Genomic DNA, 12301 nt, shown 5'->3' with positions numbered 1-12301 from the left:
CTACGCTTTGGCCGTTGGCGGTAAAAGTTTACACGAGCTTCAAATACTCAACGATCGTCAGCAAACCTTTATCGAAATTCTCCAAATTCAAATGCTCGTTCGGAGCGTGCAGATTCTCGTCCGGCAAGCCAAAGCCCATCATGACGGCAGGAGCATCAAGCGTGCTGGACAGCTTCTCGACGATCGGGATGGATCCGCCATCCTTTGTAAAGAGGGCACGCGTGCCGTAGACATGTTCGAAGGCGTCCGCGGCTTTTTGCAGCATTGGATGGGACGGATCGATGTTGAAGGCGAATGCCTTTTCCTTCGGTTTAAACGTAATCTTCGAACCGACTGGAGTGTGGGCATGCAAGTGGGCTTCAATCGCGTCGAGGACCGCTTGCGGATCCTGGTCCGCCACCAAGCGGCACGTAATTTTGGCATGGGCTTCCTTCGGAATAACCGTCTTGCTGCCTTCTCCTTGGAACCCTCCATATACGCCGTTCAGCTCAAGGGTCGGACGCGCTCCCACGCGTTCAACGAAGGAGAATCCTTCCTCACCGTACAGGGAATCGAGGCCGAGATCCTGCTTCAGCTTATCCTCGTCAAATTCCTGCTTGGCAAATTCCTCGCGCATTTCAGGCGACAGCTCGAGCACGCCGTCATAGAAGCCTTTTACGGCGACACGGCCTTGCTCGTCATGAAGCGAAGAGAGCAGGGAGACGAGGGCATGCAAGGCGTTAGGTACGCCGCCGCCATATGTACCGGAATGAAGGTCGGTATTGGCTGTTTCCAGAGACAACTCTAGGGAGCACAATCCGCGAAGGCCTGTGGAAATGGCCGGTTTGCCAGGTGCGAGCAGGGATGTATCCGAGATCACGATGGCGTCTGCGGCCAGCTTGTCCTTGTTGTTGTCAAGATAGAGCGGGAGGTTCGGGCTGGACACCTCTTCTTCGCCTTCAATGCAGAATTTGATGTTGACCGGAAGCTCTTTCTCTTGCTTCAAAATGGCTTCAACGGCTTTGACATGCAGGAAGAGCTGGCCTTTATCGTCCGTTGCTCCGCGTGCATACAATTTTCCGTTACGGATAGCCGGCTCGAAGGGCGGCGTTTCCCACAGATGAAGCGGGTCTACAGGCTGTACGTCATAGTGACCGTATACGAGCACGGTTGGTTTGCCTTCGGCATGCAGATAGTCTGCCGTAATAATAGGATGTCCTGCCGTTTGATGAACTTCCACATGCTCAAGGCCTGCTTCGGTCAGCTTGCCTGCGAGCCACTCGGCAGCCTTTGCCACATCGCCTTTGTGCTCGGACAGGGCCGAAATGCTCGGAATGGACAACCATTCCTTCAACTCATTCAGATGGGTTTCGCGGTGTTCAGCGAAATACGCTTTATAATCAATACTCATGTTATAGGGATCCTCCTTCAAAATTCTCATTGGCATTCGATGGATGCCGTACCTTACTATTCTAACCGTTTTTCGAGGAATACGAAATATAGCGGGATTAATCTTGAATCGTGTCATGACTCTCTTCCGGCTGTTGTGATGCAAAATTGTCCAAAAGGTTTCTCCAGAACATCCGCAGCGCCGGACTGATCAGCTTATTACGGTGGCGAACGGCTGCTTTCAGTGCTTCGGTTCCCGAGATTTCCAATGATATTAGAAGGTGGATATGATGTTTGTCAGCCCAGCGGTCAATAAGCTGTCTGCTGATGGAGCCTGGTTCATGCGAAACAAAGGGATGTTCGACCAGATCGCTCGGAATTAAATCTCTTATGCTGGCAAAGGGATGATCCGGGGCGAATATAAGCACCAGATCATCATGGATCAGCGGCTGTACGATGAATTCAGGCTCATCTACTTGCGTGTTCGATATGATGCCTACATCGAGCTCGTATTTTTTGACTTTCTCGATAATATAGGCAGCCGGTCGGACATCCAACTGGATGGACAATCCCGGATAATTAAGTTTCAACTGTTGCAGAAACGGCGGTAACAGGTAGGTAGCGGGAGTATGGGTGCTGCCAATGGCGAGTACTCCTGCAGCGGTTCCGCGGAAGACATCCATAGTTGATGAAGCTTCCTCAGACAGGGAATGGATCTGCGATGCGTAATGATAAAAGGCTTGACCGGCTTCCGTAAGCTTGATGACATGGTAGGACTTGGTGTGAAACAGGGCAAGGCCAAGCTCTTCCTGCAGCTTATTTAAATGGAAGGTGACGGTTGGCTGGGTAATGCCCAGCTTCTGAGCCACAAGGTACAACTTCCTCAGCTCCACGGTAAGCACAAATACTTTTAATTGCTGTAAGTTCATGTTGCTATCCTCTCTTTCCATTTCATCATTGATAATCTTAATCTTATCTAACATTTGATAGATATTATTTAACTCTTTGTTAACGCAGCGATAATTTTTAATTGAATTTGGCGCGTTATGCTGAAATGGAACCAAGAAGGAAATCAGAAACAGGAGGGTGACATGAACAAAAAAAGAGGCTTTAAACATGGGATATTCATTGCATTAACTGCGCTGATGTTGTTGTTGTCGGCTTGCGCGCAATCGGATGGACAGCAAACGGTTCGATCTAAGGAAACGACAGGACCCATTACCAGCGGAAGCGGAAGTACCGCCGGACAGTCGGACGTATCCTTGACCAGCGACAACGCAGAGGATACCGGGGAAACGATCTACTTATACGGGAATGATTTTGTAGATTTCATTGCTCCGAAGTTTATGGAAGAGACAGGCTTCAAGATCGAAGCCGTGCATTACGGCGGGGGAGAAGCATTGGCCAAAATAGAAGCCGAGCAGGGTAACCCGCAGTGGGACGTCCTGATGATGGATGGGCACGGTTCGGTGCGCAATTTGGCAGATCGCGATTTCCTGCTGACAGACTGGGAGCCTGAGAATCTGGGAAATCTGTCCGAAAACGGAAGGAGTTATGTTCCCGAAGATTTCGCCTACTTTCCTATAGGCATTCATGCGGCCGGGGTCATCGCTTATAACACAACGCTGGTAACGCCGGAGAAGGCACCGACGACCTGGGAGCAATTTTTTGCCTATGACGGTCCTGTGGGTCATGCCGATCCGGCCGTAGCAGCGCCTGCCTATCCGCTCGTATCTGCTTTTTATGAGCAATGGGGTGTCGAAGCGGCAGAGCAGAAATATGAGCAGCGTTTTAAGAAGGGGCTGCATGTCTACCCCAAGAATGGTCCGGTCGGAAAAGCATTGTTAAGCGGAGAAATCGAGGTTGCGGCACTCCAGGAGCACAATGCTTATGAACTGAAGCTTGCAGGTGAGCCTATTGAGGTGATATGGCCGCGCGAGGGTGCGCCAGGCAGCTTGCGTGTTGTAGCGATCAGCAAACATACCAAGAACCCGGCAGCGGCCAAGGCATTTGTGGAATATATGCTAAAACCCGAGACACAGCAGATGTTAACCAGTCAGGATTCCACGGATAGTTTCTTTACGCCGCTCGTTGAAGGTGTGTCAGCGCGAAGTGAACGTGAACCGAACGGAGCCTTTATGCTGCCTTCTGCGAAGTGGGCCTCAGAGCATGAGGTTGAGATCAAGACTTGGTTTGCGGATCAAAACGTAAGGTAGGCACATAACATGAATACTTCGGAAGCTCGCTATGGAGGCGGGGTAACCCTCCTCCTGTTTGTTTTTATTTTTCTGCCGCTGCTTGCCGTGCTAATCAACGTGATTTTCCCTGGACTCTTTTTCGGGCAGATCCAGTCCAGCAGCTTGGGTTTGATCGGAGACATATTTCACCGACCTCTGTGGAAACAATCCCTCCTGAATTCAGTCACATTAGCGCTGGGGACGGCTACGTTCGGTACGATCATTGGAGGCGTACTTGCAACCATCCGGGCAAGATGGAACTTTGCAACAGCAAGATTGCTGGATATGACGGCGTGGGTTCTGCTGATCGCGCCATCGTTCATGATTGCACAGGGCTGGGTATTGTTTGCCAGTGCGGATGGACTGGTTCATCAGTGGCTGGGGCTGACGTGGGTCACTTCATTTATTTTTCAACCTGCCGGACTTGTGTTTGTCATGTCCCTAAGCAAATTCCCGTTAGCTTACTTGGCTATTATGGCAGCTTCGGAGTGGAATATAAGGCAGTTCGGTTATGCAGCCAGGCTGAACGGCGCGAGGCCTTTCACCGTATGGAGAACCGTCGAATTGCCACTGGCACTCCCTTCTTATGTTGCGGGCTGGACACTGGTCTTTATGGATTCGATCGGCGATTTTGGGCTGCCTGCCGCATTGGCAACTGTGTATAAATTCCCGACGCTGACCTACTCCATTTACTCGGCCATTTACCAGTCACCTGTACGTTTTGATATGGCGGGAGTGCTGGCATTCTACTTGGTATTGATACTGGTGCTGGCGATGACCTTGCTGATGGTGACCCTCCGTAAATCCAGATTTGACTTTCTGAATGCGAGAGCAGTCAAAATGGAGAAGGTTAAGCCGCGGTTTGCCTGGATGTACAATCTGTCAATTACGGTTTTTCTTTTCCTGAGTCTCGGGATTCCGATTGGGACGAGTGCAGCGGTATCTCTGCTGAAACAGGCAGGCGGAGGCCTGAATCCGGGCAATTTTACGCTGGAGCATTATCGTGAATTATTTGCAGGACAGGCTGGGGATCACCGGCTGCTCGGTTATCTGGAAGGAATGTATCATTCACTCGCAATTGCAGCCGCAGCCGCATTGTTTAGCATGCTGATCGGGTTTGTAGTTGCCTACATGCTGACCTTCACGGAGTCTAGGCTAAAGCCCATGCTTCAGCTGTTCTCCATCATATCCCTAGCGGTCCCCGGCGTTGTGCTCGGGATCGGCTATATTTTCATATGGAATCAGAAATGGCTGGAGCCTTTAGGACTCCATTTATACGGAACCCCCTCGCTGCTCGTGATTGCGGGTATAGCCGGTGCCACCCCCTACGCAGTCAGGGTCCAGCTTGGAGCGTTCGGCAATTTGTCCGGCACGATGCTGAAGGCAGCCGCTATCCAAGGCGCGAGCATATTCGAACGGATGCGGGATATCGTACTGCCCATGGTACGTCAGTCTTTGCTTATCGCGATCCTAGCTTCGTTTGGAACCAGCGTGTTTGATTTGGCCTTGGCCTCGATGCTGAAACCGGCTAATTATTCACTGATGCCACTGGTTATCGACAGAGCTTTTGAATTCTCGCGCTACGGCTATGCTACGGCTGCTACCGTTGTAAGCTGCGGTACCGTGGTGCTCATCATCGTACTGCTTCAAGCTGCGGGACGCCTTGTATTTCGATGGCTGGATGGCAATAGAAAGCGGTAGACGGAAATGGCTGTCGATAGAGCGTGATCCAACTTAGAAAGGATGGAGAGTGGAATGATCCTAAAGGTAAAGGGCGTATCGAAATCATTCGGCTCGCAGCAAGTCTTGAAGCCGATCACGTTTGAAGTGAGGGAAGGGGAACGCATTTGCATTCTCGGTCCATCGGGCTGCGGAAAATCGACGCTGCTGCAGATGGTTGCCGGACTTCAGCGCATAGATTCAGGCGAGGTAGAGATGGCGGGGGTCACCGTTGAACGGGGGAGACACTATATTCCCCCGGAGAACCGGCCCATTAATATGGTGTTTCAAGATTATGCCCTTTGGCCGCATATGACGGTGAAACAAAATATGGAGTATGGGATGAAACGCCGAAAGTTAGACACTAAAGACAGAGCGAATACATTGGATCGACTCCAGTCGCTTCTGAAGCTGGAAGGCTTATTGGACCGCCTGCCGGCCCAACTGTCTGGCGGTCAGCAGCAGCGAGTAGGCATAGCGAGAGCGTTGGCAACAGAGCCAAAGCTGATATTAATGGATGAACCGTTGTCTAATCTGGATGTCAAACTTAGAACGGATATGCGCGGTGAATTGGCCAGATTGCTCGGCGAATTATCCATCGCTACCCTGTATGTGACGCATGATCGTATGGAGGCATTTACGGTCGCTGATCGAATCCTGATTTTACGGGATGGAGGAATTGACCAATTCGGGGAGCCGAGGGCGTTGTTTGAGAGACCGGCAAGCCCTTGGGTTGCGCAGCTCATGGGCTATCATAATCAGTTGGAAGCCAAACTGACCCAGGATGGACAGCCAATAGCCATGCTTGCCGGGAGTCCGATAGCCGGACTCCGCATCGGCGTGGATAAGGGAGACGGCAGGGCCGTGATGATGGTCCATCCTGAATCCATCCGGATTTGGCGCGGCGAAGCTTCGCAGGAAGGGAGCCTGCTGAAGGTGACGGTGGTGCAGACGGTGTACGAAGGAACAAGATGGAGAGTCATTGTGGAAACGGCAGATCAGCAGCCCATTCATTTATTCCATGATTGCAGCGTGGATGCCGGAAGCGAATTGTTGATACGACTGTCTCCGGATCAAACCATGATATATGCAGACAGCAGTATGTTAGCCCCATGAGTCAGGTGTACGCAGTTTCGGATGTTCATGGCTACGGTTATCTGCTTGAAACTCTCCTGCGGCATGTACATTATGATCCGGAGGTGGACCGCTTGTTCTTGCTTGGGGATTATGTAAATAAGGGACCGGATTCAGCAGGGACACTGGATTATGTGGAGGAACTGCGAGATGCCGGTGCTATTGCACTGCTGGGTAATAACGAACGCAAATGGCTGCATCACCGACCGGAACAAGCAGGGCTCGCGGCTCCCAGGCTCATGAAGTATCAGCAGTTCATAGCAACAATGCCGCTATGGACCGAGTATAATCAATACTTGTTTGTGCATGCAGGCATTCGGCCCGGAATTCCGCTTCATGCTCAGAGCCCGGAAGAATTAACGGAAATTCGCGAGCCGTTTTTTCTGTCCCCCCGATGGTTGGATAAAACGATTGTATTCGGTCATACGTCTACATTTCGTCTAGGTGTACCGCCAGAGGAGCTCTGGTATGGCGACGGTAAGCTGGGTATTGATACCGGCGCAGGACACGGATATTACTTAAGTCTGGTTAATCTGACCTCGGGTATACAGTGGTCCATATCGGTTACGCGGCCTGAGAACATTACGTGCCGGAAGATGAAAATAACGGGAGCATCCGGTCTTCCTAAATAATATAATTCCATATAAAAAAGAGAAATACGCAGCATCACTGACGAATAGTGATGCTGCGTATTGTGCTCGAGGACCTATCACCAAAAGGTTGATCAGAATTGATCCCAGCCATTTCCAATCAGCTGGCGCTGTAAGAATGGCAGCTGCCGCTGCTGTTGGATGAATTGCTGACGCTGTTGTTCTTGTAATTGCTGTTGTGAACGGAATTGCTCTTGTGATGGACCTGATGTTCGCTGCGGTTCAGCAGCATATGCTCCATGCTGCGGTTGATCCTGAGTTTGAAATTGCTGCTGGAACATCGGTTGCTGTTGCTGTTGCTGCTGCTCCTGATATTGCTGTTGCTGCTGCTGAAATTGCAGCTGCTGTTGTTGGTATTGCTGTTGCTGCTGCTGAAGAAGCTCATAGTCTCGACGATTACCAGATGTTTCTTGATGATAATAGTGCTGATTATGATGTGAATAATACTGAGGATGTTTCATCTGCCCTTGCACTTGCTCTTGCAGCGAGCAGTCGTTGGGCGGGCCGATGATAACCGTATCGGTAATCGGAGCGAGAGTATCCTTGACTTTGGCTTCATCCAGGCAGTAGGTGTGAGCGAACACGCTGGCCGGCGTCAATCTCAAAAGATCCGAGCCTCCAATAAACTCAGGCACCGGTGCGTCAAAAATCGCAATCAGGTGGGTGTTGTCAACCGTCGCCATTTCATAATGCCACCAGCCTTGGGGCACGAGCACAACCTGACCGGGCGTTAACGTGAAGTTTAGCAGCTCCTTCGTAAATGGATTGACGATAGAGACGATGACTGCACCAGAAATGACATACACCAATTCCGATGCATTCTGATGGATATGCGGCTCTATCACGTTTCCGGTGCTGAGGTATATATCCAGCAGGGAAGCGTTGCCGAGCGTGTTCAATTCTTTTATGGAGAGAGAATTAATATAATTTCGGCTATCTTTTTTGAAAAACGGATTATTGCTCATATCATAAGTATACCGAACGGACGGTGAGGTGAAATCCATATAAGAGGTTGCCACTGTGATTCCTGCCCTTCATATTGTAATAGGCGTTGACCCATAAAATACGTTATTCCCATGGGCAATCATGCGTGAGCCCATTTTTGGAACCAGCAGCATGCAAGCCACCCGTTGGCAGGGTGGCTTGGGCAAATTTCATATGATGGAGCGGGTGAGGTCAAGCCGATTTTGGAACCCATGTCTTTCGACCGGCCGAGAAGCTGACAAGTCCTGCAGCCAGGCCTAGTGCGAGCACGAATCCACCGAGCCATGGATGATATTGAAGCGTGGATATCGTATTGACCATGAAGCCTCCTGAACCCGCGCCTGCGGCTAACCCGAGGTGCACAATGGAGGTGTTTAAGCTGAGAATCAGATTGGAGGAGCCCGGTGCCTTCTGTATAAAATAACTCTGAACGGCCTGACCCGCCGCAAACATGGACAGAACCATGATTCCATCAGCCCGAGTCCTATAAACGATTGACCTATGAGCAACGGAAGAAATGCGAATACCGCGATATGAATGAGCGTGCTGAGGGTAGTACCCCAAAAGATCCTGGATCTGGCGGGACGCCCCATGTTCTGTTCTGCTTATTTTGGCAATCGACCTCAGCCATATAAATGCGAGGGGGCCACACATGAAAAACGATGATCAGGATTCGATGCTGGAGTGACCGTGGGAGTTCTTTATCATCACTATAAATCCAAAAAGAAATTTTACGGCTTGCTTCGGGATGACGTTACGCTTCGGATGATGGACCGAATGGAGGCCGTTGCCGACGCCGCGCCTCCCGAGCGCCGGCTTAAATCGGCCCTTTTGACTGCTTACGACAGCATGATTCGTCTCAAAGTCGGCCGATTGCTGTTGGAGCCCGATCCCCGTAAAGGAGAGAATCCCGTCGCTCCTTATCTCGGTGAGCTGGCCATAGCATCAGGAGAAGAGGCTGGCGAAGAATTGGGCGTCATTTTAGCGGAGGCATTACGTGCCGCATTTGCTCAGGTTGTGGAACAGAATGGCGGCGAGGCTACCATGAGAGCGGTGTTGAATCGATTATTAACCGCATGAATGGAATGTTTTGATTTTCCTTCACATTAATATGTTAATGATGCATATCATGATCAATTTGAAGGGGGATGGCATGTTTGATAAGAAATACGGGAACGAACCGCGGCCTGATCAAACCGATATTAGTCATTTTGACGCTGCTGTTATTGACGTCTACATGGGTTAGATCGGACTACGCTAATGCCGAGTCGTCAGTGGTATCCGGTGGAAAGGATACATTAAGCAGAAAGGGTACGGCTCTTGCCGAATGCACGACTATTCCCTGGAATGTTGGTAGCGCTTACAATAGCGGAGCTGAAGTATCGCATCTCGGGAAACGGTGGAAGGCGAAATGGTGGACGACTGGCGAAGAGCCGGGAACCACTGGCCTTTGGGGCGTGTGGCAGGATAAAGGACCATGCAATTCCGAAAACGGCGGCGGGGGCACGCCGAACCCTGATCCGTCGGATCTTATCGCTTGTTCCACAACGTCATGCTTGCAGAGCGCATTGAAGAACGTGGTACCCGGGAAGCGAATTGTCCTGGCACCCGGGACATACACGGGAAGTTTCTCCACGGATGTCGAGGGAACTGCCCTGAAGCCTATCGTCATCGAGAGTCAGAACCCGGCTGAACCAGCCATTATTTCCGGGTATTCCGCAGGTTCTGGTTACAGTTTACGCGTTCGGGGCGACTACTGGATCATACGCAATCTAAAGTTTACCAATGCCCAAAAGGGAATCATCCTGGACAATTCCAACTTTACCCGCATCACGGATGTCGAGGTTTACCATATCGGTTACGAAGCGGTGCATTTCCGGGACGGCACTTCCTATAGCTCCATTGAGAACTCCCGTATTCATAATACCGGCAAGACGGGAGCGGGCTTTGGGGAAGGGGTCTATGTAGGTTCTGCAGAGGGAGCGAGCTACAACCAGAATACCCACTACAATACGATACGTAATGTTATTTTTGGTCCGAATATAACGGCAGAGCACATCGATATCAAGGAACGGTCGATGGGAACGCTCGTTGAGAACTGCATCTTCTATGGTGAGGGAATTAGCGGTGCGAATTATGCTGACAGCTTTATCGATGTGAAAGGCAATGGGGCTATCATACGGAATAATACGGCATATCAGAACGGGAACAGCACCATTGTGGATGCGTTTCAGCTCCACGAGATCGTGCCGGGGTGGGGAATCGATAACGAGTTCTCCAACAATACGCTTTACCTGACAGACCCTTCCGCGTATGTGATCGGGGCTTATAACAATACATCAGCAACGGCATATCAGAATACGAGAAGCCCGGCAGGAAATATGTATAGGGGAAATGTAACGGTAACTTACTGATTCCGGATCATATCCACGAAGTTCATGGCGGCAGCGGATAACGGTTCATGCTTGCGGGTGCAAACTGCTATGATATTTTGCAGCTCGATTCCATCAACATAGACCCGGCTCAGCTCGCCGCGTTCCACATACTCCCGCACGACGAGTGAAGACACAAAGTTTGCACCGTATCCGGCAATGACGGCTGTGATTGCTTCGTGCAGACCATTGAATTGCAGCGTGATCCGCGGGGAAGGTGCGCTATGGGTACGGCATAAGGCAAATAACCGTTCCCGCGTTGAACTGCCTTCCTCCCGCATAACAAAAGGCTCTCTCATCATCTCTTCCAGGGTGATACGCTGATTGGCATAACGGTGATCGGGGGATACGACAAACCATAACTCATCCCGGAACAGCTCCTCGGTCTGTATCGTATTCGGAGATTCCTCTGGCAGGCCGCCGTATATCGCAAGCTCGACATCCATATTTAACAGCTGCTTAAGCGCATCGCTTGAATTCGTGGTGGTTATGCTCATTTCTACTTCTTCGTACCGCTGCTTGTATTTTGCAAGCCATGCCGGCAGGAGAAAATGGGAGGTAGATAGGTTGCCGCCAAGCGGATCTGTCCCCTCGAACCGCTGCGGTAATCCAGACAGAATTGTTCAATCTGCTGTTCGACAGAGAAGAGTCTTTTGGCAAGCGGGACGAGCTCGGCTCCGGCCTCCGTCAATCCGATGCCCCTGCCTTGCGATTTAAAGAGAGTAAGGGAGAGTTCCTTCTCGAATTTTTTAATCTGGGCTGTTATGGCGGGTTGGCTTATATTTAACAATTCAGCAGCACGGGTAACACTGCCCGTTGTGGCGATGACGTGAAAGAGACGTAATGCGTGTAAATTCATGAGAGCCGCACTCCTATCCAATCATATATTTAAGTTATATAAGTCTTTTAAATATATATTATATCTATAACATTAAATCACATACAATGATTTTGTAAGATCCAGATGGAGAATAAGGGAGGAAACGGACATGAAAAAGAAGGATGCTGCAGCTGCAACTTGGGAAAAAGTGGATGATTACATCGCAGAACATTTGATTCCTTATGATGAGGTGCTGGAGAAGGTGTTAGCTGCAAATCGAGAGGCCGGATTGCCGGAAATTGATGTATCCAAGGCTCAAGGTAAGCTGCTGAACGTCATCGTTCAGATCAAAGGCGCGAAACGAATTTTGGAGATCGGTACGCTGGGAGGTTACAGTACGATCTGGATGGCTAGGGCGATTGGGGCTGAGGGGCAACTAATTTCACTGGAGCTCGATCCGCATCATGCCGAGGTTGCCAAATCCAACGTGGTATTGGCCGGACTACAGGATAGAGTGGAAATCCGGGTAGGCGATGCCCTGCTGCAGTTGGAGCAGTTGGCCAAAGAGAAGGTGAAGCCGTTTGACCTGATCTTTATCGATGCCGATAAACCCAACAATCCAAATTATTTGAAGTGGGCGTTACAGTTCTCACGGCCAGGCACCGTCATTATTAGCGATAATGTGATCCGTGATGGAGAAGTTATCGATCATCACAGCACAGACCCTCGGGTGCACGGTATCCGCAAATTCATGGATATGCTGTCCGCCCACTCCGCCATTTCCGGCACAGCTATTCAAACGGTGGGAAGTAAGGGGTATGACGGGTTTTATATCGGAGTTGTATCGTGAGCTGCTAGACTGGAGCATCTTTTTCGTTTGCGGCGATCCTGATCAAGTTAATGGCAGAAGGAACAAGAACCCGAAGCAATCGGATCCGTCTATATTTGAAAAAAAAG

The 12301-nt window shown here is 50.4% G+C and carries 10 protein-coding genes and 2 pseudogenes; 7 read left to right on the top strand and 5 right to left on the bottom strand.

The features are described 5' to 3' along the window. Positions 1 to 28: 28 nt before the first annotated feature. Together MKY48_RS24715 and MKY48_RS24710 are read right to left on the bottom strand one after the other, a co-directional pair. Entirely contained in the window at positions 29 to 1384 is a 1356-nt protein-coding gene (locus tag MKY48_RS24715) for a dipeptidase (protein WP_339293553.1), read from the bottom strand. Between the two features lie 103 nt (positions 1385 to 1487). Further along, the gene (locus tag MKY48_RS24710) at positions 1488 to 2297 is read right to left on the bottom strand and encodes a LysR family transcriptional regulator (RefSeq protein WP_339291402.1); all 810 of its coding nucleotides are present in this window, start codon (positions 2295 to 2297) and stop codon (positions 1488 to 1490) included. 162 nt (positions 2298 to 2459) lie between these two features. Between MKY48_RS24710 and MKY48_RS24705 the strand changes: the two genes are divergently transcribed. The 4 genes from MKY48_RS24705 to MKY48_RS24690 are packed head-to-tail and all read left to right on the top strand — an operon-like array spanning position 2460 to position 7090. Next, the gene (locus MKY48_RS24705; protein ID WP_339266993.1) at positions 2460 to 3584 is read left to right on the top strand and encodes an extracellular solute-binding protein; all 1125 of its coding nucleotides are present in this window, start codon (positions 2460 to 2462) and stop codon (positions 3582 to 3584) included. A 9-nt stretch (positions 3585 to 3593) separates the two neighbouring features. After that, positions 3594 to 5306 carry an ABC transporter permease subunit gene (locus MKY48_RS24700; protein WP_339291400.1) on the top strand — a complete coding sequence of 571 codons (1713 nt, stop codon included), beginning with the start codon at positions 3594 to 3596 and terminating at the stop codon, positions 5304 to 5306. A gap of 54 nt (positions 5307 to 5360) precedes the next feature. Continuing rightward, a complete protein-coding gene (locus MKY48_RS24695; protein ID WP_076324139.1) occupies positions 5361 to 6440 on the top strand; it encodes an ABC transporter ATP-binding protein in 1080 nt (359 codons plus the stop codon). Further along, positions 6437 to 7090 carry a metallophosphoesterase gene (locus tag MKY48_RS24690; protein ID WP_339266989.1) on the top strand — a complete coding sequence of 218 codons (654 nt, stop codon included), beginning with the start codon at positions 6437 to 6439 and terminating at the stop codon, positions 7088 to 7090. The genes MKY48_RS24695 and MKY48_RS24690 overlap by 4 nt, the downstream gene beginning before the upstream one ends. Positions 7091 to 7605: 515 nt before the next feature. Here the strand turns inward: MKY48_RS24690 and MKY48_RS24685 are convergent. Continuing rightward, positions 7606 to 8127: pseudogene (locus tag MKY48_RS24685) on the bottom strand (cupin domain-containing protein); the annotation flags it as partial. 157 nt (positions 8128 to 8284) lie between these two features. Continuing rightward, the gene (locus MKY48_RS24680) at positions 8285 to 8557 is read right to left on the bottom strand and encodes a hypothetical protein (RefSeq protein WP_339291398.1); all 273 of its coding nucleotides are present in this window, start codon (positions 8555 to 8557) and stop codon (positions 8285 to 8287) included. 225 nt (positions 8558 to 8782) lie between these two features. On the opposite strand from MKY48_RS24680, the gene MKY48_RS24675 reads away from it, so the two are divergent. Next, a complete protein-coding gene (locus MKY48_RS24675; protein WP_339291396.1) occupies positions 8783 to 9172 on the top strand; it encodes a hypothetical protein in 390 nt (129 codons plus the stop codon). Between the two features lie 77 nt (positions 9173 to 9249). Beyond that, the gene (locus tag MKY48_RS24670; protein ID WP_339291394.1) at positions 9250 to 10506 is read left to right on the top strand and encodes a carbohydrate-binding protein; all 1257 of its coding nucleotides are present in this window, start codon (positions 9250 to 9252) and stop codon (positions 10504 to 10506) included. Here the strand turns inward: MKY48_RS24670 and MKY48_RS24665 are convergent. Further along, positions 10500 to 11383, bottom strand: a pseudogene (locus tag MKY48_RS24665) (LysR family transcriptional regulator). The gene MKY48_RS24670 and the pseudogene MKY48_RS24665 sit on opposite strands and share 7 nt — an antisense overlap. A 130-nt stretch (positions 11384 to 11513) precedes the next feature. Between MKY48_RS24665 and MKY48_RS24660 the strand changes: the two are divergent. Then, a complete protein-coding gene (locus tag MKY48_RS24660; RefSeq protein ID WP_339291392.1) occupies positions 11514 to 12194 on the top strand; it encodes an O-methyltransferase in 681 nt (226 codons plus the stop codon). Positions 12195 to 12301: the final 107 nt, after the last annotated feature.

The organism is Paenibacillus sp. FSL W8-0187, from assembly GCF_037969755.1.
In the GTDB taxonomy this organism is placed as follows: Bacteria; Bacillota; Bacilli; order Paenibacillales; family Paenibacillaceae; genus Paenibacillus_AQ.
This window is presented reverse-complemented; position numbering and strand designations above follow the sequence as displayed.